Raw genomic sequence first — 24,484 nt, forward strand, 5'->3', positions numbered from 1 at the left:
AGGCGAGGCGCTGCCGGGAAGGCAGCGCCGGTCACGATTGATGTCGAGACACAAAACCAGTTGTGCGTTTGGAAAGACGAAACGATGCGTGTAGAAGCCGATTTTGGTTCGAATGCCAGGGCCCTTGCTTACCGGTTTGGTAGGTTCGCCCATCGCTCGCTGGCGATCGTGCTCAGCGCGCTGTTGGTCTTTCAGCCGATGCTTGCCAATGCCCAGTCGGTCTCGGCGAGCACCACGGCGCCGGCCGCCAATCAGCCGGGCGTTGGTTCGGCACCCAACGGCGTGCCGCTCATCGACATCGTCACCCCGAACAGCCAGGGCCTGTCGCACAACAAATACGACAATTTCAACGTCGGCACGCCGGGTCTGATCCTCAACAACTTCAAGGGCGAGATCGGCAACTCCAATCTCGGCGGCGTCACGCCCGGAAACCCTAACCTCAACAGCTCAGGGCCGGCATCGGTCATCCTCAACGAAGTCACCAGCGGCAACCGCTCGGCGTTGAACGGCGCGATTGAAGTGTTCGGCGGGCGCGCCGATGTCGTCATCGCTAACCCGAACGGCATCACCTGCGACGGCTGCGGCTTCATCAACACGCCGCATGCGACGCTGACGACGGGTGCACCGCAGATCGGTGCCGACGGCAAGCTCAACGGCTTTACCGTCAAGGGCGGCGATGTCACCATCGGGTCGAACGGCGGCAATTTTTCCGCCGGATCCGGCGCGGTGGATCTGTTCGACATCGTCTCGCGCAGCGTCCACGTCAACGGCCCGGTCTACGGCAAGTCGCTGCGCGTGACGGCGGGTGCGTCCAATTTCGACTACGCCACGGGCGACGCTCAGGCGCTTGCGCCAATCTCCGGCATGCCGGAATACGCAATCGACGGCACCGCGCTCGGCGCCATGCAGGCCGACCGCATCAAGATCGTCGTCACCGAGAATGGCGCCGGCGTGCGCATGAGCGGCGATCTCGCGGCCAACACCAACGAACTGTCTTTGTCGGCCGACGGCAAGATCTCGCTCGGTAACGTCTCCGGCGAGCAGGGCGTCTCGATCTCCTCGAAGTCGAAGGTGACGGCCGCCAAGGTCACGTCGAAAGCAAAGGCCACCATTGCAGCGGATCAGGGCATCACTATCGATACGGTCGCCGCCGACGGCGATATCGCGCTTTCCAGCGGCAGCGGCCCGTTGAGCATCGGCGTCGAGGTCAACAGCGCCGCCAACGTGCAGATGACGTCGGCAGCCGGCATTGCCGCCGGCAGCGTCGTGGCCGGCAATGCGCTCACCCTGTCCAGCACCGCGGGCAACATCCAGATTGCAGGTGCGGTCAAGAGCGCCGATGCGCTGACGATCATCGCGACATCAGGCGCGATCTCTGCCGCCTCGCTTGTCAGCGGCAAGAATCTCACCCTTTCCGCCGGCGCCGACATTGGCATATCGGGTGATATGCTGGCGCAGGGCAACGTCACGGCTTCAGGCCGTTCGATCTCGGCCGCAACCATCGCCTCCGGCGTCGATTTCGCCGCCACCGCTCAATCCGCCAATGGCACGCTGGCGCTGCAGCAGGCGGGCAGCATGAGCCTAACCGCCACAAATGGTTCGATTACCGTCAGCAATGCGCTGCTCAGCAGCGGCAATCTTTCGGCCACGGCAACGCAGAATATCGCCTATAACAAGCTCCAGAGCCTCAGCAATGCAGCACTGACGGCCTCGGGCCAGATCAGCTACCGTAACCCCACCAGCGCCACCGGCAACCTGACGCTCACCACCACCAATATCGATCTCTCCAATGGCGCAGCCGGCAACATCGCTGCCGGCGGCACGCTGACGCTCAACGCCGATAGCGCCAATCTCAGCAACAACAGCCTCACGCTCGGCGGCCTCGCCCTCAATCTCTCCGGCTCGGCCGATCTCAGCGGCGCCACCATCAACGCCGTCACTGGTGCCGGCGGCTCCGGCGACATCGCCATCAATGCCGACGGCCTCTCCACCTCGGCCAGCACCGCGCTGCTCGCCGCCGACGACCTGACGCTGACGCTGCTGTCGCTGACCAATGCCGGGCAATTGGCGGCCGGCGATGATCTCAAATTCAACATTTCCGGCGATTTTGACAACAGCGCCACTGGCCTCGTCTATGCCAGCCACGACGCCGGCCTCTTCATCGGCGGAGTGCTCACCAACAATCAGGGCGCCATCCTCGCCGGCAACGACCTCAAGGTTGCAGGCGTCACGTCGGCGCAGAGAAGCGCTGGTGTCACCAATATTTCCGGCCTCATCCAGGCTGGAAACGACATGTCCATCCTGACCAGCAACCTGACCAACCAGCGGGCCGCCACGCCGCAATGGACGACCGGGACGCTGGTTTCCTCCGGCGTCCTGACCGGCTTCACGCTCAATCCCGCCGCCGCCGGCCTGCCTTTCGGCTACCTCGAGACCGCAGATCAGAACATGTTCCAGCTCTATGCTGGCGTCGATCCGGGGTTGTGGCAGGATTATCAGCCGCTGCTCTGGTCGAAGGCGACGCTCGCCGACGGCACGACCTATCGCGCATGGACGTGGATCTCGGCCGACGGCCCGGAGAAAGTCACGCCGATCATCGACTGGATCAGAGCCCGGGTGCCGCGGGATGCGAACGGCAATCCGGTCGCCGATGCCAACAATCCGTCGCGCTATTTCATCGTCGACGAGGTGAATTTCAGCGGCTCGGACGAAAGCACCACCTATTCATGGGACTGGTCGTCCCATCTCAGCCAGTCGGTCTACGAGGACCGTCTGAACGGCACGCTCAGCCCCGAAGCGACGATCCGGGCGAGCCGCAACCTGACGATCGACGCCACCAATCTCACCAATGCCTACAGCTCGATCGAGGCCGGCGGCGACGCGACGCTGGAGGGTTCGACGCTAAAGAATGAGGGCGTCACCCTCTTCCGCACGACGACGACGACCTGCAGCGCCCAGGGCGCCTGCACCGCCTATGATGCCAACGGCCACGCCAATCCCTCGAAGAACATCGCCAACGGCACGACGATCGTCAGCTCCGTCCAGGCGATCGGCGGCGTCTCGGCGAACATCAAGGCCGGTGGAGCGCTCTCCGTCGATTTCGGCAGCGTCAACAATACGTCGGCAGCCGGCTCGATGGCCGGCGGCGCCAGCGTCGCGGCCGCAAGCAATCCCGGCGATCCGTTGTCGGCCCTCTCCGGCCTGACGGCCGGCGGCGCTCTCTTCAACGTCAACTCGGGCCTCGGCACCACCCTTGTCGCCTCAACCAATCCGCGCTCGGGCGGTTTCGGCGACCCGATCCCGGGACAGACATTCCTGTTCGAAACCCGCGCCAAGTTTCTTGATGTCGGCACCTTCTACGGCTCCGCCTATTTCATGGGCAAGATCGGTTATCAGCCGGAGACGACGGTTCCGTTCCTGGGCGATGCCTATTTCGAGAACCAGCTGATCGACACGCAGCTGCGGCAGCTCGTCGGCGAAGGCCTCGGCAGAAGCACCTTCATTGCCGGCAACAGCGCGATTGAGCAGATGAAGACGCTGCTCGACAACGGCGTGACCTATGCCCAAACGCACAACCTGGCCGTCGGCCAGGGCCTCACGCCGGAGCAGGCGGCCGCGCTCACCGAGTCGATCGTCCTCTACCAGATGCAAACCGTCAACGGCGTCCAGGTGCTTGCGCCTGTCGTCTACGTCGCGGCCGCCGACCGGCAGAAACTGACCGGCGCCGGCGCCGTCATGGCAGGCGGCTCGGTCGACATGAATGTCGACGATCTCGCCAATTCCGGCCTGATCGCGTCCAATGGCGGGCTTACCATCGCCGGCAAGACCATTCAGGGCAGCGGAACGTTCCTGTCGCGCGGCGACACGGTGCTCAACGCCACCAATGGTATTACGCTGGCCGCCCAGACCATGACGATCGGCGGCCAGAACATGGTCAACACCAATGCCGGTGTGACGGCATCGGGCAATGTGCAGCTTGCCGGCGGCAGCGGTGATCTCGCCCTCAAAGGCGTCAAGGTGAACGCCGGCGGCTCCGCCCAGCTCACCGGCACCAATGTCACCCTCGCGGCGGCCAAGGTGGAGAACAACGGCCAGCAAAATGCCACCGGCAGCCAGATCGCCAGCGGCGGAGCCCTGACGATCAAGGCAACCGACAATGTCAATGTCATCGGCAGTTCCGCCAAGGCGGGAACGACGCTCGATGTGACGGCCGACAACGGTTCGGTGGCCGTGGTCTCGACCGATGTCGCCCGCAACAACCAATCCGGCTACACCAGGACGCTTTCCACCGACCAGCCGCAATCGCAGCTTTCTGCCGGCACGAATGCGACGATCAAGGCCGGAGACGACATCCTGCTTTCCGGCTCTTCCGTCGAGGCCAAGGGCAATGTCGCGCTTGCCGCCGGCGACGATATCAATATCACCGCCGCCCAGGAGCAATCGGCCTCCACCTTCGGCAAGAAGTCCGCCTCGTCGATCACCCATGTCGGCTCGGAGATATCGGCCGGCGGCGACCTCTCGGTGACGGCAGGCAGCGGCAGCGGCGATCACGACCTCAACATCGTCGGCAGCAAGCTTGCCGCCGACGGCAAGGTCGGGCTCAAGGCCTCCGGCGACGTGACGATCGCCGAAGCCACCGACACCGCGACCCTCGACACCAAGCTCAGCAGCAAGGGCGGTTTCCTCGGCACGAGCGAGAAGACGACCACGCATCTGGAAACGACGACGGCCGTCGGCTCCGCCATCACAGGGGGTGGCGGCGTCGATATTGAATCCGGCAAGGATACAGTCATCTCCGCCTCGAAGATCGAAGCCGGCAAGGAAGGCAGCACCACTCCGGCCGACCTGAACATCACCACCGGCGGCGACCTCGTCATCGCATCGGGCAAGGACACCACAGCCAAGGATGACAAGGGGTCGCGCAGCGGCTTCCTGTCCAAAGGCTCGTCCAGCCACAAGAGCTATGACGAAGCGACCATCGCCTCTGAACTCGGCGCATCCGGCAATATCAATCTGAGCGCCGGCGGCGCGGCAGTGATTGCCGGCTCTAAGGCTGATGCCGACGGGTCCATCAACATCTCCGGCGACAGTGTCTCGATCGTCGGGGCGCAGGAAACGCACGAGCTCGAAGAGCAGCGCAAGAAGTCCGGTTTTGGCGTTGGCGGCGGTGGCGGCTTCATTTCGATCTATGGCAGCCAGCAGAACAAGGGCGCCCAGGCGTCGACCCTGAATGTCGGCTCAGCGCTTTCCGCTGGCGAGGACGTCAACCTCACGGCGAAGGCGACCGACCTGAACATTATGGGCTCGTCCGTCGATGCCGAGCGCGACATCAACCTGGCTGCCAAGCGCGACGTCAACGTCACACCAGGGGCAGAAAGCTTCTCGCAGTCGGAAGAGGAGAAGAAGTCCGGCTTCGGCCTGTCCTTCTCTGCTGGCAATGGCGGCATTTCCATAGGCATCGGCGCGCAGACAAGCAAGGACAGCTCGGCGCAAAAGTCCGATACCAATGCGGCGTCGATGCTGTCGGCCGGCCGCGACCTCAACATCTCCGCCGGCAACAACCTCAACCTGCAGGCGGCGGGGGCCTCGGCGGAGCGTGACGTCAACCTCTTCGCCGGCAAGGACATCAACCTTCTCTCGGCTGCGGATAAGACCAATTACGAGGAGATACACGAGAAGACCTTTGCCGGCGTGACGCTCAGTGTCTCCAGTCAGGTGAGCCAAGCCGCCGGCAGCATCATGAACTCGGTCGAGCGCCTTGCCGGCGATACCCGCGTCAACGCGGTCACCAACACCGCCATTGCCGGTCTCGGCTTCTATCAAGGCTACAAGGGCCTGAAGGAAGCCTATAAGCAACTGACGGATACCTCCGCTGAAGCGGAAGGCCTCAGCTTCTCGGTGTCGCTGTCGGCCGGCGTCAACCATCAGGAAAACAACTCGTCCTCGTCATCCTCGACGCCCGTCGTCACCGATATCCGTGCCGGCCGCTCGATCGCGCTGGAGGCTGAGAATGGCTCGATCACAAGCGACGGCGCTCAGATTGCCGCCGGCTACGATAAGTTCGGCCTGCCCACAATCTCTGACGATCCGCTTGCCGGTGACATCGTCCTGTCGGCCGAGAAGGGCAATATTACCCTCAATGCCGCGACCGGCACATCCGATACTGCAAGCCAGAACTCGTCTTATAGCGTCGGCGTCGGCGTCAAGTGGGAGTGCGGCACGAAGTCGAAGTGCGTGCCCGGGGTCAGCGTCAGCGGTTCCTACGGCAAGGGCAACGACGGTACGACGGGGCTGACGAATTACAACACCCATGTCAACGGCACCGGCGACGTCACCATTCTTACCAACGACCTCACTTTGAGGGGTGCTACCGTCACCGGAAACTCGGTGACCGCCGCCGTGCGTAACCTGACGGTCGAAAGCCTGGTGGATACGGCGACTGCCGAGGCCCGCCAGCTCAATCTCTCCGGTTCGATCGGCACCGACGGTTTCAGCGCCTCCGGCTCAACGCAGAAGGCGACGGGTGACGCCGCCATCGTCTCCGAGCAATCCGGCATCCATGCCGGCATTGGCGGTCTTGATTTGACCGTCGAGAAGAAGACGACGCTGGTGGGCGGCCTGATTACCAGTCAGGCGCCGGCGGAACTGAACCATCTCGAAACCGGCACGCTCGAAGTTTCCGATGTCGACACCCATTCGCGCTGGAAAGCCGACACCTACGGCGCCTCGATCGGCTCCGGCGGCCTGAGCCTTGCAAAGGTCAACGACGGGGAGAGCGAAACCGGCAAGGCCTATTCAGCCATCGGTGGCAACATCGGCATCACCATCACCGATCCCGAGCATCAGACGCAGGACATCGGTACGATCCGCCGCGACACCGATAACACCAATACCTCGCTGCCCGGCCTGCCGGATCTGCAAAACATCCTGCGCGATCAGTACAAGACCCAAGCCGATCTGCAGGAAGCGCAGGCGACGATGGCGGGCTTGGTGGCCGATATCGCCAACGAGATGATGCTGAACGCGCCGGAGGCGGAGAAGGAACTCTGGGGCGAGGATGGAGTCGGGCGAGCGTTGCTGCACGCTATTGGCGGCGGAATCCTCGGCGGCGTCAATGGCTGGGAAGGAGCGCTGAAGGGTGCCCTTGGAGGCGCAACTAGCACGTTACTCTCTTCTGCCATCGACAAACTCGTTGAGGGTATGCTCAAGGGCAGCAAATACGAGGGGACAAAGGAAGGTGCAGAACTGGCGAGGTTGCTTGGGGCCAGCCTCGCGGCCGTGGTTGGTGGTGCGGTCGGTGGAGGGGAAGGCGCCGCATATGGAGCCGCGAATTATCAGTACAATTACCTTGCCGACAAGGAACTGTTTGAGGCGGTAAAGGCCCTGAAGGAAGCCGAAGCGTGCCAGTCCGATTGCGATGCCGAATGGGCGAAAGTCAGAGGCTATCAGCAGCAGTCATTACAGAATGACATCGTGATGATGGCGGTCTGCCAGCAGAATCCCGCCTCGGACACCTGCCGTTCGATGATCAAGGATTTCCTGAAGTTCGCCTCAAGATTGGATAGGGCAGGCATCGACGTCTTCCCCGATCAGCAACCCGGGGATAGCTCGTTAAACCTGGACTTCGACGCAGATACGCTGGCCCAATTCACTCCGGGCAAGGGCGCAGTCTATCTCGATGTGATCCTTGCTAGATACGTAGCTGACGCTGTCAACAAGGGTGGCTCGATACCGGACGCGATCGAGGGAGCAATGGCCCAGATTGCTCGAACCAATGCGGGCATGTCGGCGATCCTTGAGGTCGCAGGTACGGTCGGTGTTACCGCGCTGTGCAACGTTGGGACGGCGGCGTGTATTGCTGCGATTGCTACAGCGATGAACAGTGCCAACCACTTGGTTGGCTATACGGAAACGCTCATCACCGGCAAGGAAGCCGATAGTCTGCTGGTTTCCCTGCTCAAGAAGCAGAATTATTCGGATGAGGAAGCGCAGAAGATTCAGCTTGCTCTCGATCTCGGTCTTATCGCTGCTACTCTCGTAACGTCAGGCGGTGAGGCACTTGCGATACGCTTCAAGGTCAGTGACTCAGCCGATAGCAGCATCCGTTCCGCGCTCAACAATATTGAGCTGAATCCGCAGACAGGAGAATTTGTTACCGGCGGCGTGTCGGCGCCAACTAATCCGCTTAGAGCGGATGCTATGACCAGAAACGGCAATCGCATGTTGCTTGATCAGGGTCAGGTACCCACTTGCGGTCATAATTCCTGCGGAATGGTATTGGATACGTTAGGACGGCCTGTTGATGTTGAGGCTTTGATCGCTAAGATTCCTCCAATGGAAGACGGTATTTTCCCGGGAGATGTTGTTAGCCTTTTCAAGGATCAAGGTATTGACGCGAATGTCTTTAGGAATAGAAACGTCGATGATCTCGTCCGCTACACGACCAATGGCACACCGGTCATCGCTCGGGTTTCGGATCCGACGACTGGCTTCTCTCACTTTGTGGTTGTGGATGGAGTGACAAAGAGAAACGGCATAGAAGTCGTCGCAATCAGAGATCCGCACGGACAGCAATATTTCAGTCCAAGAACAACATTTTCCAAATATATGGCTGAAGTGATTGTTCCAAGGAGCCCATGATGAATGTAGAACTTATTATCACCAAGAATCTTCTGACCGAAACATTGTTTGCGCAGCGAGGTATACCCTGCTTGTGCCGCATCCGCGGTCCCGAATTCGAGATCGCTTTCGTCGACCCGCTACCTGCGGCCAATGGTAAGGTGAGCGATTGGGACCACAGAAAAATAGATGAACGTGCGCCGGCAGGGGTGGGTGGAAAATATACGCATTACTGCTTTGGGACAGTTAGTCTTGCGCCACTTGGGGATGACAAATATCAGGTTGTAGATCTAGCCTTTTTTAATCGTAGTGTAGGGTGGTGCCCTATCGTGATCGACGGGGAGTACGGCCCGGTTGGCTCTTTCTGGGACGAGGAAGAGTAGACATCGCCGTTGACCGCAGTTACGAGCGCACACGTATTCTGACAGACGATTAACTGGGAAGCATCCACAGTTGTTTAATAGGCTTCTGCGTCCCTTCCGTCCGAAGCCGCCAAGGATTGGCGTGAAGGTGCTTGTTAATCGTTGTCTGCCTACCGTGGAAAAGGCAGTAAACTCCAACATGGACCACGCGGTAGATCGAGCAGTTGAGAGAGGTATTTTCGAAAGTGCTGCAGAGGCCCGCGAGGCCTACAAGCAGCTCTCTGTCGATATTTCCGACCGCTAATACAAGCGTTGTTCCAACGAGTCCTACGGCGAGTGCCCAATGACAGATATGGATAAAGAAGCCATCGAATTGTGAAACCGCACGACGGTATGCCTCGTGCAGGCGTTGCTCGGGACAATTTCTCCAAACTTTAGGCTTGTGGCTTTGGGAAACCTGGGTGGGCGATGGCAACTTAGATTCGTCCTCGAGCACGAAAGCCTGGAAGATCGAGAGGAGATTGAGGATATAGGTAGCCTGTTAGAAAGTATGATCAAAGAGTCTACATTGAAAGCAGGAAAATAGCTTCCATAAGGGTATCGGCTAGGATGCCTTCACGCCTCTAGCTTAGGAAGCAGTCTAATTGACCATCGAAGAACGCGACCCCGCCCCAGGCGAAGGTCCTCAGAGGAACAAACCGGCCGCAACGCGGCTATATGCGATCCTCGCGCGGGCAGCGAGAACGGGTGTCATATTCCGTCGCGGACCGAGCAAACAGGTGCAGCTAATTCGTTGGGACCTGCGCAACGACACTTTTGAACATGGGCAATGGTTCAAGGGACGCATCTACGAACGACGTTGCGATCTTTCGCCGTCCGGCCGACTGCTCGTCTATTTCGCGGCGACAAACTGCGCGCCCTACGGAAGCTGGACAGCAATATCAAAGCCCCCATTCTTCACCGCGTTGGCCCTTTGGCCGAAGGGGGATGCCTGGGGTGGTGGCGGCATTTTCGAGGATGAAGAAACACTGCTTTTGAATCATTCCCCCGAGTGGGAGGCCAGCTTCAAACTCGCCGATGGATTCCGGCTAAAGCCGGGAATGCATATCAAGCCGTGCGGGAAGCGGCCAGGCCGCGGTGAGGACGAACCGATCAATGGCCTCCTGCGCGAGCGCGATGGTTGGCGGGTGATCGCGATCGGTGAAGGGCAGTACTGCGGTTTGAATGCGACCGCATTTTTTCGCTTTAGCCAGCCGCACGTTGAGGAAAAGGTCGGTTTTAACGGTCGGCGGCTCCAGATGATCCTCCACGCGATCGGTCGTAGGCAAAAGGCGTGGTACGGCCTGGATTATCGCGTGATTGATCGCGGCGGAACCCTGCTCATCGATCTCCCTGAGACTGATTGGGCGGATTGGGACGGCGGCGACCTTGTGTTTGCCCGGGGTGGTTGCATCTACCGATTGTCGAAAAGCCAATTCCGATATTATGCCGACAAGCGCGAAGATGCCTTTCAGCGCCTGTATGATTTCAGGGATGCCCGCTTTACTGCTGTGGCGCCCACGCCCGCTGCACTCCAATATTGATGGAGCCAGCGGTTCAACAACAGCCGAGGTACTCGCTACCGGATGAAAGTCGAGTGGCGGGGCAGCCGCTAAAAGTTCCGGGTTTCATGCGAAGCCCGAAATAGGAGATGCGATTGTCGCGCAGATTTGAGGAAATCGAATCGTCATTCCAATGCTTAATGGAAGCAGCACGAACAGAGCTGTCTGAATCGGAATGTGGCGAGATACAGGAATATGTTGATGTCGGTGAGTACGGACTCGCGTTGAGAACAGCAGTTGCGATTTATGCCGAGGAAAACAAGATCGCGAGCATTGCGGTAAGAGAATTGATTCATCGTTTGGCGAGCGCAATGGCGATTGACGTTGATCAATTGCTGGGGCGCTTACCGAATTGAGAAATATTCGGATATTTAACTCTGGGGATGGTTATCTTGGAGCTGGTGGCTTTGATACGCGACGCAACAAAAAGACGATATTGCCGATGCAAGATTTTATCGCAGGTATCTTGGATGTCCCGAAATAAATTGGTCGCCGCCGTTTTCTGTGCGGTCGTTGCGCTGCCGGGGTCCGCGTTCGCTACGGATTCGGCACAGCTGATATCTGCACTCGAACGGTTCAACGACGGCAGCGGCGCTCAGCAACTGGCAATCAAACTGGCTGGGCTGGTTGAGAAGGCCGATAGGCCTGGTTTGAATGCGCTTAGCAAGCAAATCCAAGCCGAGGATGGGCCCCTTGCTTTCTGACTTAGCGGGCGTGGGGGAGCTTGGAGAGGCTGAACAGCGGAAGGTTGCGCTGGCCATGCGGCCATGCCAAACCGCGAATGTGTTGATCAGAGCAATCGCCATTGCGATTGGAGACGGGCGGTTCCAGCCCATCGTCAGAGGCGGAACGGTCATGATTGACGGCACAGAAGTTGATTCCAATTTCGCAAAACACATGTGGACGTGCGAGCTCCTCAGGCAATTGCCCCATAAAACGTCAATCGGCTCCAAATGCCTGATGACTGGCGTTTGCAAGGACGACCCTGACCTATGAGCCGTGTGCCTGTGTTTATGCGGAAGTTGACCGCCACTCGGTGTCTGACGGTGGCGCCGGATTGTGCTGTGTCAACGCACGGCAGATTGTCAGATGCAGTCGAAATAAGCGCCAAGCTTATCCGGATATTGCCGCAAGTCACGACGAGGTGCGTATGGAAGTTGAGAAACAGCTGATCAAGCTCATCAGTGATTTCAGCGGACGCCTGCCCGAGAAATATATCGGCGAATACATATCCCTTGCGAAGCACAATGAGTGCGCAGTCGCATTGGAAAATCTATGCACGCAATTGTACGAGCATGACGTGGTGCCGGCTCCAGGGGAACGGATCACCATTCGGGAGCTAGCCGAGGAACTGAAACTGCAGGAAGATACATGGCACTTCCTCAGGCATTCGAATTCGTGAGCTCGGTGCAAGGGCGACAACGGTGAACAAACTTCCAAACTGGCTTGTCCTCAATATCTGGCGAAATCTACTGGGAGAGATTTACCCAGCGATTAGGGCCATCGCCGTCGAATTCGATGAAAAGGCCCTTCTCATAAGATATTATCTGGAGCGTGAGCCAACTGAGTTTGATATCGAAAGCGCGGAAGTATTATCCACAAATGTTTTCGCCTCTGCCGGACCGGAACTGATCGAACGTATCGATACGGAATGTTCCCACGCAACGCGGCTCTTCAAAGATTTGGACGCATTGTCTGGGTTTGTATATTGCCGTCGAGAATACGACATGCCCGACTGAGGATGGCTGTGTCTCTTGTTCCAGGTGGTGCACGGCATGTGGCGCTTGAACGCATCACAGCGTTCCTCAACTCAAATCATGCAGATCCGTCGTAATCGCCGGCCCGATCGAAAACTCCGAAAAACGCACCATCAACCCACTGCGCTCCGGCGTGCAGGCCGTCGGCCCGACTTCGTATTGGTCGGCGATCGGGAAGGGCGCTAGCCGCAGCAGCGGCCAGCGGCTGCCGTCGCGGGAGGCCTGGATGCGCAGGGCGCCGTTTTTGACGGTGACGCGGATGTGGAAGTCCTCGAGTGGCTTGAAGGGCTGTGAGACCGACCAGTCGGATCGGCCGTCGGTGACGACGGTGCTGAGGAAGGCTTCGCCGTCGGTGAATTCCACGCCGGTTTTCACCCAGCGGTTTTCGTCGAGGCGCACCATCAGGCCGGCCTGGTCGTACAGGGTGCGGAATTCGCCCTGGATGCGGATCTGGGCGGTGAAGCTCTCGGCCGTGGGAAAGGCGAGGAAGTGGCCGCTGTCGCGGGTGAAGCCGTAATAGGTCTCGCGCCAGAAATCGGTTTTCTCGTCGGTCGTCAGGGTGAGAGCGGTGTTGTCGGCGTGCCAGCTGGCCGGTTCGTTCAGCCATTTTCCGTCGTTGAAATCAATGCTCATTCTATTTTCCCGTTCCATTGAAGCCTGACCGCCGGTGATCGCTCACCTTGGCATAAAAAGCGGCCTTCGTGCAGGCAGAGCGCAGCCGAAGATTGTGGTTTTTGGTGTTCCAGTATCCGCCAGAGCGCATAATAGGTCGCCCGCGCTTGACAGGATCGATCCATCTCTTATTCTCTTACAAAAAGATGAATTACATAATTGTGGAACTGACCGGGAGCCCTCACATGAAAACACTTGTCGCATTCCTGCTCGGCACCGCGCTTGTCGCCTTGCCTTCGACCTTGCTTGCCCAGGAAAAGGGCGGCGTCATCAATGTCGCGACGATCGGCGAGCCGCCGACGCTCGATCCGATGTCGTCGACGGCCGATCTCGTCGGTATCGTCACGCAGCATATTTTTGAGACGCTCTACACTTTCGATAAGAGCTGGAACGTCACGCCGCTGCTGGCCGAAAGCCTGCCTGAGATCAGCGCCGACGGCAAAACCTATACGATCAAGCTCAGGACCGGCATCAAGTTCCACGACAACAGTGACATGACCTCGGACGATGTCGTCGCCTCGCTTGGCCGCTGGATGAAGATCGCTTCGCGCGGCAAGCAGGTGGCGGGCTTCATCGACAAGATCACCGCCGTTGATCCCGCAACCGTGACGATCACGCTAAAACAGCCCTATGCGCCGCTGGCCTCGCTGCTTGCTTTCAACAATTCGGCCGCGATCATCATCCCTGCCGAAAAGCAGGATGAGCCGATGAAGGAGTTCATCGGCACCGGTCCCTATATGCTGAAGGAGCGCAAGGCCGACCAGTATATCCAGCTCGTCCGCTTCGACGGCTATAAGTCCCGCGAAGGCGACAGCAATGGGTATGGCGGCGCCCGCCATCAATATCTCGATGAAATCCGCTTCGTGCCGGTGCCGGACCCGAACACCCGCGTCGAGGCCGCCATCTCCGGCCAGTATGATTATGTCGACTCGATCGCGGTCGAATCCTACGACAAGCTGAAAGCCTCCACCGCCTCGCAGCCGGTGATGCTGAAGCCCTTCGGTTATCCGGTCTTCGTCTTCAACACGAAGGAGGGTGTTGCCGGGAATGTCGAGGTTCGCAAGGCGATCCGCCAGGCGCTCAGCATGGAAGATATGCTGGCCGCCGCTTTCGGCAGCAAGGATTTTTATGCGCTCGACGGCGCCATCTATCCGAAGAGCTTTTCCTGGTCGACGGATGCCGGCGTCGAAGGCGCCTATAACGTTGCCGATCCGGAAGGGGCTGCCGCTGCCGCCAAGAAGGCCGGCTACAACGGCGAGCCGATCCGCATCCTCACCAGCCGCCAGTACGAATTTCACTACAAGATGGCGCAGGTCGCCGCCGAATATCTGAAGCTTGCCGGCTTCACCGTCGATATGCAGGTGGTGGACTGGGCGACGCTGACGCAGCGCCGCACCGATCCGAAGCTCTGGGACATCTACATCACCCACAGCCCCTTCCTGCCGGAGCCGGCGCTGATCGGCTCGCTCTCGACCAGCTCGCCCGGCTGGTGGGATACGCCGGCCCGCAAGGCCGCCGTCGATGCCTTCACCTCCGAGGTCGACCCGAAGAAGCGCGTGGCACTCTGGGCCGATGTCCAGAAGGCTATCTATACAGACGCGCCCTTCATGAAGATCGGCGATTTCAACGCCGTCGCGGCAAAGTCGGTCAAGCTCGAAGGCGTCGATCCGGCCCCGTGGCCATATTTCTGGAACGCTTCGATCAAGAAGTAAGCATCGCCGCCGGTGCCGGCCCTGCGGGGCTCGGCGCCGGTCTTTTCTGCCGCATCTGCAAGGGCTTGAAGGCCAGCATTCATGATCCGCTACATCCTCCAGCGCTTCTTTGGCATGATCGTCGTGATGTTTCTCGTCGTCACGATCGTCTTCGTCATCGTGCGCGTGACGCCGGGCGACCCGGCTGCCGTCATGCTCGGGCCGGATGCGACGCCGCAGGATGTTGCCGATCTGAGAAGCAGGCTCGGTCTCGATCAATCGCTCGGCCTGCAATATCTCTATTATATCGGCCAGTTGCTGAAGGGCGATCTCGGTCAGTCGATCTTCCTCAACATGCCGGTCACCTCGGCTCTGCTCGACCGCGCCGAGCCGACCTTCTTCCTGACGCTGTTTTCCCTGGCTATCGCCAGCATCATCGCCTTGCCGATCGGCATCTACGCCGCCTATCGGCGCGGCTCCTTCGTCGACCAGGCGGCAACGACGCTGGCGATGCTTGCCGCCAGCATTCCAAGCTTCTGGCTCGGCCTCATCCTGATGCAGTTCTTCGCCGTCCGGCTCAACCTCTTCCCGGTCTCGGGTTATGGCGGCCCCGGCTCGACCTTCGCGGACCGCATGTATCATCTGACGTTGCCGGCCTTTGCGCTCGGCATCGTCTCCTCGGCGCTGATTCTGCGCTTCACCCGCGCCTCGATGCTCGATGTGCTCGGCGACGATTATATCCGCACGGCGCGCGCCAAGGGGCTGGTCGAGCGCAAGGTCATCCTCAAGCATGCGCTGAAGAATGCGCTGATCCCGATCCTGACGGTGCTCGGCCTGACGGCGGCGGTGCTGATCTCAGGCGCCGTCGTCACCGAAACGGTCTTCGGCCTGCCGGGCGTCGGCAATCTCGTCGTCTCGGCGGTGTTGCGCCGCGACTATCCCGTCATCCAGGGGGCGCTGCTCGTCATCGCCGCCCTCTATGTGCTGATCAATTTTGCGATCGACATGCTCTATCTGCTGGTCGATCCGAGGGTGCGCTACTGATGGCCGATATCGCAATCAGGCCCGCCGCGAGCGAAGGCAGCAAATTCGTCCGCCGCCTGCTGAGGCGCAAGACGGTGGCCTTCGGCCTGCTGATCCTGGCGATCTTCGTGCTATTGGCGGTCTTCGCGCCTGTCGTCGCGCCCTATTCGCCGTCCAAGCTTTCCATCGTCAACCGGCTGAAGCCGCCGAGCGGCACCTTCTTCTTCGGCACCGACGAGTTCGGCCGCGACGTCTTCTCGCGGACGATTTTTGCCGGCCGCCTGTCGCTGCTGGTCGGCGTTGCGGTCGTCAGCCTGTCGGCGGTGATCGGCGTGACGCTCGGCCTTCTCGCCGGCTTTTTCCAGAAACTCGACACGCCGATCGCCCGGCTGACCGATGCGATGATGGCCTTCCCGGATATTCTGCTGGCGATCGCCCTCGTCGCCGCCCTCGGCCCGTCCTTGACCACTGTCATCATCGCCCTGTCGATCGTCTATGCGCCGCGCCTTGCCCGCATCGTCCGCGCGTCGACGCTGGTCATCCGCGAGCTGCCCTATGTCGAGGCGGCGAGGGCGCTCGGCATTTCCACCTTTCACATCATGACGCGGCATGTGTTGCGCAACCTGCTGTCGCCGATCCTGGTGCAGGCCACCTTCCTCTTTGCCAGCGCGATGCTTGCCGAGGCTGGCCTGTCTTTCCTCGGCCTCGGCGTCAGTCCGGAAATTCCGACCTGGGGAACGATGATTGCCGCCGGCCGCCAATATATCGGCCAGGCCGACTGGATGACGCTGTTTCCCGGTGTGGCGATCATTCTCTCGGTGCTGTCGCTGCAGATGGTCGGCGATGGCCTCAGGGACATGCTCGACCCAAGACTTCGCAAGGACCTTTAATCCGCCGACCAGACGTCGGCCAATCCAATTCGCATGACAGGAGTTTGCGTGAATCAGTTTCCCAACGCCGCCGGCAAGGTCGAGAACTCGCCTTACCAACGGTTAGTCGCCCTCGGCATCAAGCTGCCGCCGCCGCCGCCGCCGATCGCCAATTTCGTGACGCATGTGGTGGAGGGCAATATGCTCTACCTCTCCGGCCAGGGGCCGCGCGAAGCCGATGGCTTCCTGCATGCCGGCAAAGTCGGCGCGAATGTCGGTGTCGAGGAGGCTTACCGGCATGCGCGGCTGACCGGCATCAATCTGCTCGCCGTCATGCATGATGCGCTCGGCGATCTCTCCCGCGTCAAGCGGGTGGTCAAGCTGCTCGGCATGGTCAATGCGGTGCCTGAGTTCGAGGATCATCCGAGCGTCATCAACGGCTGCTCGGATCTGCTGATCGCCGTCTTCGGGCCGGCCGGCGAACATGCCCGCTCGGCCGTCGGCTTCGGCTCGCTGCCCGGCAACATCACCGTCGAAATCGAGGCGATCGTCGCCTTGAATGGCTGACGAGAGCTTTCATATTTGGAGCAGCGCCCACCATGCCGCGTTGCTTGACTGAGACTTCTGGAGACCTTCATGCCCAATGATATCAGACCTTCGCTCGGCCTTCGCCCCGTCATCAACGTATCCGGGACGATGACCAGCCTCGGCGCTTCGATCGTCGTGCCGGAGGCGATCGAGGCGATGGCATCGATCCTGCCGCATTTCGTCGAGATCAACGATCTGCAGCGCAAGGCAAGCGCCGTCATCGCCCGGCTGACCGGCGGCGAGGCCGGCTTCGTCACCGCCTCCTGCTCGGCCGGCATTTCGCTGGCCGTTGCCGGTGCCATCACCGGCGACAATCTGCTGGCGATCGAGAAGCTGCCGGATGCCGTGTGCGAGAAGAACGAGGTGCTGGTGCAGATGGGCCATGTGGTGAGCTACGGCGCGCCGGTCGACCAGGCGATCCGGCTTGCCGGCGGCAAGGTCGTGCTTGTGGGGCAGGCGACCTCGACGCATCGCTTCCACATGGAAAAGGCGATCACCGACAAGACTGCCGCGACCGTCTATGTCGTCTCCCACCATGTCGTCGATTACGGCCTGCTGAACCTCAAGGAATTCGTCGAGATCGCCCATGCCAGGGGTGTGCCCGTCATCGTCGATGCGGCCTCGGAATATGACCTGCGCATCTTCCTGGAGCAGGGGGCCGATATCGCCCTTTACTCCGGCCACAAGTTCCTTGGCGGCCCGACCTCGGGCATCGTCGCCGGCCGGAAGGAGCTGGTGCGTCATGCCTTCCTGCAGAACATGGGCATCGGCCGCGGTATGAAGGTCGGCAAGGAGAGCATCTTCGGGGTCATGGCCGCACTCGAAGCCTGGGAAAAACGCGATCACGCCGGCATCCGCGAACGCGAGACCGGCTCTCTCAACCTGTGGAAGAAGACGCTCGACGGCCGTCCCGGCGTCACCGCGCTGATCGAGCCCGACCCGACCAACAATCCGCTCGACCGGCTGCGTCTCGTCGTCGATGCCGAGCAGGCCCATATCACCGCCTGGGATCTGGCCGATGCGCTGGCGAAGGGCACCCCGCCGATCATCGTGCGCGATCATGAGGTGGAGCACCGCTATTTCTATCTGGACCCGTGCAACCTGCATCCGGGCCAGGAGGTCATCGTCGCAAACCGCCTGGCCGAGGAACTCGACAAGGCGCGCGCCTCCAACGAGATCATCGCAACCCCGATCGAAAACCGCAGCCGGCACCGTTTCGACGGCGTGTTGCGCTGGCCGGATTGAGCCGCAAAGGAACCGACCGACATGGGCATCGTCCAAGCACAAACGATCGAGACCGCCAGCACCGTTCTTTCCGTCGAGGGGCTGACAACGTCCTTTCTGGTCGACGGCGCCTGGAAACCGGTCGTGCGCGATGTCTCCTTCACCGTCGCACCCGGCGAAACCGTGGCGATCGTCGGCGAATCCGGCTCGGGCAAGAGCGTCACCTCGCTCTCGATCATGCGGCTGCTGCAGGCGGATATGAGCCGCATCGAAGGCCGCGTCATGCTCGGCGGGCGCGACCTGCTGTCCTTGCCGGAACCTGCGATGCGGCAGGTGCGCGGCAACGAGGTGGCGATGATCTTCCAGGAGCCGATGACCTCGCTCAATCCGCTCTTCACCATCGGCGACCAGATTTCCGAAGCGCTGCTCTGCCATTCCGCTATGAGCCGGGCCGATGCCAAAGCCGAGACGATCAGGCTGCTGGAAAAAGTCCGCATCCCGTCGGCCGCCTCGCGTTTCGACGAATATCCGCATCGTTTTTCCGGCGGCATGCGCCAGCGGGTGATGATCGCCATGGCGCTCGCCAGCCGACCGAAGCTCTTGATCGCCGACGAGCCGACGACCGCACTCGACGTGACGATCCAGGGCCAGATCCTCGATCTCATCAAGATGCTGCAGGAGGAGGAGGGGACCTCCGTCCTGTTCATCACCCATGACATGGGCGTCGTCGCCGAGATCGCCGACCGGACGGTGGTGATGTATCGCGGTGAGCAGGTCGAAAGCGGCCCCACTGCCGATATTTTCCACCGCGGCAAACATCCTTATACGAGGGCGCTGCTGTCAGCCGTGCCGGTGCTCGGCTCGATGCAGGGCCGCAAGCGGCCGCTGCGTTTTCCCGTGGTCAACGTGGCGACCGGCCAATCGGATAGTCCGGCCGAGGCCGCCGATACGGTCGCAGCGACGCCGGTCCTTGAGGTGAAGAACCTCACCAAGCGTTTCGACATTCATTCCGGTCTCTTCAACCGGCTGACCAGCCGGGTGCATGCGGTCGAAAACGTCTCCTTCGATCTTCATGCCGGCGAGACGCTGTCGCTCGTCGGCGAATCCGGCTGCGGCAAATCGACGACGGGGCGCGCCATCATGCGTCTCATCGAGCCGCAGGCCGGTTCCGTTCTCGTCGAGGGCAGGGAGGTGCTCGGCCTCGACAGGAAGGATCTGCGCGAAATGCGCAAATCCGTGCAGATGATCTTCCAGGATCCCTTCGCCAGCCTCAACCCGCGCATGACGGTCGGGGCGGCGATTGCCGAACCCTATCTCGAGCACAGGATGGGCAGCGCGAGAGAGGCGAGGGAAGTCGTTGCCGATCTGCTGGTCAAGGTCGGTCTCTCCCCGGATATGGCGGCGCGTTATCCGCACGAATTTTCCGGCGGCCAGCGCCAGCGCATCTGCATCGCCCGGGCGCTTGCCCTGCAGCCGAAGGTCATCGTCGCCGATGAAAGCGTGTCGGCGCTCGACGTGTCGATCAAGGCGCAGGTCATCAACCTGATGCTCGACCTGCAGCAGAGCCTCAACCTCGCCTTCCTGTTCATCTCGCACGACATGGCGGTGGTCGAGCGCGTCAGCCACCGGGTGGCGGTGATGTATCTCGGCGAGATCGTCGAGATCGGCCCGCGCGCCGCCGTCTTCGAAAATCCGCAGCATGCCTATACCAAGAAGCTCATCGCCGCCGTGCCGGTGCCCGATCCCGACCGCCGTCATGAGAAGCGCATGGTGGCGAATGACGAGATCAAGAGCCCGATGCGCGCCGTCGACTACCAGCCTCCGGCCACCCTCTATCGTGAAGTCGGGCCGGGCCATCTGGTGATGGCCGATCGGTAGGTTGGCTCGGTCCAATGGCAGTTGCCTAACGGACCGCCGGCGCATAAAGCAGATGTAGTGACACCTGCCTGGAAAGCTGCATCAATGGACAAGACAGAGTATTATTCGAAGCTCGGCGGTTTGCCGCCGCAGACCCAATTGCTTTCCGGCAGGGCCGTCTTCACCACGGCTTACGCGGTCATCCCCCGCGGTGTCATGAGCGATATCGTCACCAGCCTCCTTCCGCATTGGACGGGAACGCGGGCGTGGGTTCTCTCCCGGCCGCTTTCCGGCTTCTCCGAAACATTCTCGCAATATGTCATGGAAGTTCAGCCGGGCGGCGGAAGCCACCGGCCGGAGCCGGACAAGCGGGCCGAAGCAGTGCTGTTCGTCGTTGAAGGCGGCATGACGGTGGAACTCGACGGCGTCAGCCACGCACTACGCGCCGGCTCCTTCGCCTATATTCCCGCCGGTTCGACCTGGCGCCTCAAAAACGATGGTTCGGCTGTTGCGATCTTCCACTGGGTCCGAAAGGCGTTTCAGGAAGTCGAGGGACTGGAGCCGCCGCCGGCGATCGTCACCCATGAGGACGACCATCCGATCCGCGCCATGCCCGACACCGACGGCCGTTGGGGCACGACCCGCTTCATCGATCCGGCCGATGTGCGCTACGACATGCACGTCAATATCGTCACGTTGGAACCGGGCGCGGTGATCCCCTTCATGGAAACCCATGTCATGGAGCATGGTCTCTATGTGCTCGAAGGCAAAGCCGTCTACCGCCTCAACCAGGATTGGGTCGAGGTCGAGGCCGGCGACTTCATGTGGCTGCGCGCCTTCTGCCCGCAGGCCTGTTATGCCGGCGGTCCCGGCCGCTTCCGCTACCTGCTCTACAAGGACGTCAACCGGCACATGAAGCTCTGGTAGGCAGCTTCGCATACCGCGTCGGCACGTTTCGGCGTGCCTGTCCGGTTGCTTGACAGCTCTCTCGATTGCCCGCATCGTCCTTCGATGCGGGATATGGATTCATGGCTGTCGGAGAAGCAAGAGATACAGCGGAGAAACGCTGCCGAAGCGGTCTTCGAAGATGTCCGCACGGCCATTGTCGATCGGAAACTTGCTCTCGGCACCCGTCTTCCCTCGGAGGTGCAACTTGCCGAACGGTACGGCATCAGCCGGGCGATCGTGCGTGAGGCGCTCCGCTCGCTGCAGACGCTGGGGTTCACGCAAACCAGGACCGGGCGGGGCACCTTCGTCGTTTCGGAAAGCCCGGCGCGGCAACTCGGCGGCGGCGCCTATTCCGCCCGCGATCTGATGGAGGCGCGGCCCTGCATCGAGATACCGGCTGCGGGCTGGGCGGCATTGCGGCGCTCGAACGCGCAGCTGGCTTCGCTCTCATCCTTGTGCGACCGAATGGATGAGGAGGAGGACGTCCAGAAATGGGTGCGGATGGACGCGGAGTTTCATGGAGAAATCGCCGAAGCCTCGGGCAATGCGATCTTCAGGAAGGTCGTCGCCGATGTCCGCGGCGCTCTGTCGACGCAATCGGAACTGGTGGAGCATGTTCGCGGACGGCGCAAAGCCTCGAACGCCGAGCACCGCCGGATTCTGGAGGCGGTCGCCGCGGGCGGCGAGGGGGATGCGCGCGCCGCCATGACGGAGCACCTGCTGGAGGTAAAGCGGTCGATCATCGGGATTGTCGATGATGAGGGAGCGCGGCTGAAAGCATGATATTAAACTTGGCGTCCGGACAGCCGGGTCGCTGCCGATCGAATGCAAAGCGATGAACGATCTAGAAAGCTGGCTTTCCGACTCCGCGATCCTCAGTCGAAAAAGCGCCTCGCAACTGGTCTTCGAGGAGTTGCGCAATCTCATTCTTTCCGGCCGGTTTGCCGCCCGTTCCAAGCTGCCTTCGGAAGCGAAGTTGGCGGCAAAATACGGCGTCAGCCGCCCGATCGTGCGGGAAGCGCTGCGCTCGCTGCAGATTTTGGGGCTGACGGAGACGCGGACCGGGAGCGGAACCTATGTGCTCACCGCCGCAGGGGATGGAGATATCCGTTACGGCAATTACTCCGCGCGCGATCTGATGGAGGCGCGCCCCTTCGTCGAGGTATCCGCTGCCGGTTGGGCAGCGCTGCGCCGAAACGACGATGAACTGTCCCGGCTGCTTGGACTTTGCGACCGGATGGAGCAGGAAGAAGATACCGAGGCCTGGGTGCAGCTGGATTCCGATTTTCACGGGCTGATCGCCGAGGCGTCGAGGAATACGGTCTTCCGCGACATCGTCAACGACGTTCGCGAGGCGATGGCGCAGCAATCCGGGCTGCTGACCGCTTTGGGGCCGCGACGTCAGGAATCGAATGAAGAGCATCGCGCGATCGTCGACGCCATCCTCCAAGGGTCGGAGGCCAAGGCCCAGGCGGCGATGGAAATTCATCTCAAGAAGGTCGAGGCGGCAGTCAGCCGCATCATCGGCGCCGAGCCGCGCTGAAGTCTGCCGCGCTTTCAACAAGAAAGTGGAATCGACGTCATCCGGCCGCAAACACTGCCTTTCCACAGGTCGTCGTTTATGCATCCGCGCACAGCAGGAGGAAAATCCTTGACTGGAGTGCCGTTTTCGTTTCTATCGCTAAACCTGTCAGACCGCATAGCAGATTGACACATTATTTGCGCGGAGGGGCGGCCGGGAGTTTGCCGAACCCATGGATAGGGAGGAGAAATGACAGTCATGGAATCCAACAGAAGCGAGGCCGATGGCCAGGTTTTTGCCGAGGAGGACCTCGGTTACAAAAAGGCGCTGAAGCCGCGGCAGATCCAGATGATCGCCATCGGCGGCGCCATCGGCACGGGACTGTTTCTCGGCGCCGGCGGCCGGCTCGCCGCTGCCGGTCCCGCGCTGGTGCTGGTCTATGCCTTGTGCGGCTTTTTCGCGTTTCTCGTTCTCCGGGCTCTCGGCGAACTGATCGTCCATCGCCCGACCTCGGGCTCGTTCGTCTCCTATGCCCGGGAGTTTTACGGTGAAAAGCTCGCCTTCGCGGTCGGCTGGATGTATTGGCTGACCTGGGCGATGACGGCGGTCGCCGATGTCACCGCGGTGGCTCTCTACATGAATTTCTTCAAGGCCTATGTCCCGTGGATCGCGATGATCGACCAGTGGGTATTTGCGCTGGCAGCGCTGGTCACCGTTCTCGCGATGAATCTCCTGTCGGTGAAAGTCTTCGGCGAATTGGAATTCTGGTTCAGCCTCGTCAAGGTTCTCGCGCTGGTCGTCTTCTTGATCGTCGGTGTCTATTTCGTCTTCACCGGCACGCCGATCGACGGCCACGTTCCGGGCCTGAACACCATCACCGATTTCGGCGGCATGTTCCCGAACGGCATCCTGCCGGCGCTGGTGGTGATACAGGGCGTGGTTTTCGCCTATGCCTCGATCGAACTGATCGGCACTGCTGCCGGTGAAACCGAAAATGCGCGCAAGGTCATGCCCCGCGCGATCCGGACGGTCGTGCTGCGCCTGGTGGTCTTCTATGTCGGCTCGGTCCTGCTGCTGTCGCTGTTGCTGCCCTATACCGCCTATAAGGGCGGCGAGAGCCCGTTCGTGACCTTCTTCGGCAAGATCGGGATCCATGGCGCCGACGTCGTCATGAACCTCGTCGTGCTGACCGCCGTCATGTCGTCGCTGAATGCCGGGCTCTATTCGACAGGCCGCATCCTACATTCCATGGCGATTTCGGGCTCGGCGCCGGCGGCGCTGGCGAAGATGAACAGGTCAGGCGTGCCCTATGTCGGCATTGCGGTGACCGCTGTCGTGACCGCCTTCGGCGTCGTGCTGAACGCCCTCGTACCGGCAGAAGCGTTCGAAATCGGGCTTAATGTCGCCGCTCTCGGCATCATCGCCGCATGGGGCGTGATCGTCCTGTGCCAGCTCAAGCTGTGGCAGCTGTCGCGGCAGGGCAAGCTGGTGCGGCCCGAATTCCGGATGTTCGGCGCGCCTTACACCGGCCTGCTGACGCTGGGCTTCCTTACTGTTGTCGTGATCCTGATGGCCCTCGATTATCCCGTCGGGACCTACACGGTCGCCTCTCTGCTGCTGATCATCCCGGCGCTGGTGGTCGGCTGGCTGCTGATGCGCGAGCGCATCCACATGCTCGCCGCCGAACAGGGCGAGGATCGCGGCGGCTTCGACCTGGCCTGACACCCTTGATAAGCCGAGCCTGCCCTGGC

At 61.0% G+C, this 24,484-nt stretch carries 18 protein-coding genes; 17 read left to right on the plus strand and 1 reads right to left on the minus strand.

Translation table 11 applies throughout. The annotated features are described in order from the left end of the window. The first annotated feature begins 84 nt into the window (after positions 1-84). From ACS4RS_RS23520 to ACS4RS_RS23550, 7 genes are all read left to right on the plus strand, one after another. A complete protein-coding gene (locus ACS4RS_RS23520; protein WP_439013666.1) occupies positions 85-8,640 on the plus strand; it encodes a hemagglutinin repeat-containing protein in 8,556 nt (2,851 codons plus the stop codon). Then, complete coding sequence (locus ACS4RS_RS23525; protein ID WP_449313995.1) at positions 8,637-9,002, plus strand: hypothetical protein; 366 nt, start codon at positions 8,637-8,639, stop codon at positions 9,000-9,002. The genes ACS4RS_RS23520 and ACS4RS_RS23525 overlap by 4 nt, the downstream gene beginning before the upstream one ends. Positions 9,003-9,625: 623 nt before the next feature. Then, the gene (locus ACS4RS_RS23530; RefSeq protein ID WP_439013668.1) at positions 9,626-10,564 is read left to right on the plus strand and encodes a hypothetical protein; all 939 of its coding nucleotides are present in this window, start codon (positions 9,626-9,628) and stop codon (positions 10,562-10,564) included. Between the two features lie 113 nt (positions 10,565-10,677). Beyond that, positions 10,678-10,938 carry a MafI family immunity protein gene (locus ACS4RS_RS23535; RefSeq protein ID WP_439013290.1) on the plus strand — a complete coding sequence of 87 codons (261 nt, stop codon included), beginning with the start codon at positions 10,678-10,680 and terminating at the stop codon, positions 10,936-10,938. Between the two features lie 36 nt (positions 10,939-10,974). Further along, a complete protein-coding gene (locus tag ACS4RS_RS23540) occupies positions 10,975-11,286 on the plus strand; it encodes a hypothetical protein (RefSeq protein WP_449313996.1) in 312 nt (103 codons plus the stop codon). Between the two features lie 446 nt (positions 11,287-11,732). Then, entirely contained in the window at positions 11,733-11,984 is a 252-nt protein-coding gene (locus ACS4RS_RS23545) for a MafI family immunity protein (protein WP_439013291.1), read from the plus strand. 22 nt (positions 11,985-12,006) lie between these two features. Continuing rightward, positions 12,007-12,321, plus strand: coding sequence for a colicin (locus tag ACS4RS_RS23550; RefSeq protein ID WP_439013292.1), 315 nt, complete (start codon positions 12,007-12,009; stop codon positions 12,319-12,321). 66 nt (positions 12,322-12,387) lie between these two features. On the opposite strand, the gene ACS4RS_RS23555 is transcribed toward ACS4RS_RS23550, so the two are convergent. Continuing rightward, complete coding sequence (locus ACS4RS_RS23555) at positions 12,388-12,972, minus strand: DUF1349 domain-containing protein (protein ID WP_439013293.1); 585 nt, start codon at positions 12,970-12,972, stop codon at positions 12,388-12,390. A 224-nt stretch (positions 12,973-13,196) separates the two neighbouring features. Here ACS4RS_RS23555 and ACS4RS_RS23560 point away from each other — a divergent pair, with 224 nt between their 5' ends. The 10 genes from ACS4RS_RS23560 to ACS4RS_RS23605 all read left to right on the plus strand — a co-directional run bounded on the left by ACS4RS_RS23560 (position 13,197) and on the right by ACS4RS_RS23605 (position 24,455). Then, positions 13,197-14,723 carry an ABC transporter substrate-binding protein gene (locus tag ACS4RS_RS23560; RefSeq protein ID WP_439013669.1) on the plus strand — a complete coding sequence of 509 codons (1,527 nt, stop codon included), beginning with the start codon at positions 13,197-13,199 and terminating at the stop codon, positions 14,721-14,723. Between the two features lie 81 nt (positions 14,724-14,804). Next, entirely contained in the window at positions 14,805-15,746 is a 942-nt protein-coding gene (locus tag ACS4RS_RS23565) for an ABC transporter permease subunit (RefSeq protein ID WP_439013294.1), read from the plus strand. Beyond that, positions 15,746-16,615, plus strand: coding sequence for an ABC transporter permease subunit (locus ACS4RS_RS23570; RefSeq protein ID WP_439013295.1), 870 nt, complete (start codon positions 15,746-15,748; stop codon positions 16,613-16,615). The genes ACS4RS_RS23565 and ACS4RS_RS23570 overlap by 1 nt, the downstream gene beginning before the upstream one ends. Positions 16,616-16,648: 33 nt before the next feature. After that, positions 16,649-17,161 carry a RidA family protein gene (locus ACS4RS_RS23575; RefSeq protein ID WP_439013296.1) on the plus strand — a complete coding sequence of 171 codons (513 nt, stop codon included), beginning with the start codon at positions 16,649-16,651 and terminating at the stop codon, positions 17,159-17,161. Between the two features lie 69 nt (positions 17,162-17,230). Then, positions 17,231-18,427, plus strand: coding sequence for an aminotransferase class V-fold PLP-dependent enzyme (locus ACS4RS_RS23580; protein ID WP_439013297.1), 1,197 nt, complete (start codon positions 17,231-17,233; stop codon positions 18,425-18,427). A gap of 21 nt (positions 18,428-18,448) precedes the next feature. Next, positions 18,449-20,284 (plus strand): dipeptide ABC transporter ATP-binding protein, encoded by a 1,836-nt coding sequence (locus ACS4RS_RS23585; RefSeq protein ID WP_439013298.1) that lies wholly within the window; start codon positions 18,449-18,451, stop codon positions 20,282-20,284. Positions 20,285-20,368: 84 nt separating this feature from the next. Further along, the gene (locus ACS4RS_RS23590; protein WP_439013299.1) at positions 20,369-21,190 is read left to right on the plus strand and encodes a bifunctional allantoicase/(S)-ureidoglycine aminohydrolase; all 822 of its coding nucleotides are present in this window, start codon (positions 20,369-20,371) and stop codon (positions 21,188-21,190) included. 84 nt (positions 21,191-21,274) lie between these two features. Next, positions 21,275-21,994 (plus strand): FCD domain-containing protein, encoded by a 720-nt coding sequence (locus ACS4RS_RS23595; protein WP_439013300.1) that lies wholly within the window; start codon positions 21,275-21,277, stop codon positions 21,992-21,994. Between the two features lie 52 nt (positions 21,995-22,046). Continuing rightward, a complete protein-coding gene (locus ACS4RS_RS23600) occupies positions 22,047-22,754 on the plus strand; it encodes an FCD domain-containing protein (protein ID WP_439013301.1) in 708 nt (235 codons plus the stop codon). Positions 22,755-22,982: 228 nt separating this feature from the next. Next, the gene (locus ACS4RS_RS23605; RefSeq protein ID WP_439013302.1) at positions 22,983-24,455 is read left to right on the plus strand and encodes an amino acid permease; all 1,473 of its coding nucleotides are present in this window, start codon (positions 22,983-22,985) and stop codon (positions 24,453-24,455) included. Positions 24,456-24,484: the final 29 nt, after the last annotated feature.

It is taken from the genome of Rhizobium sp. F40D2 (assembly GCF_051810745.2).
Lineage (GTDB): Bacteria > Pseudomonadota > Alphaproteobacteria > Rhizobiales > Rhizobiaceae > Rhizobium.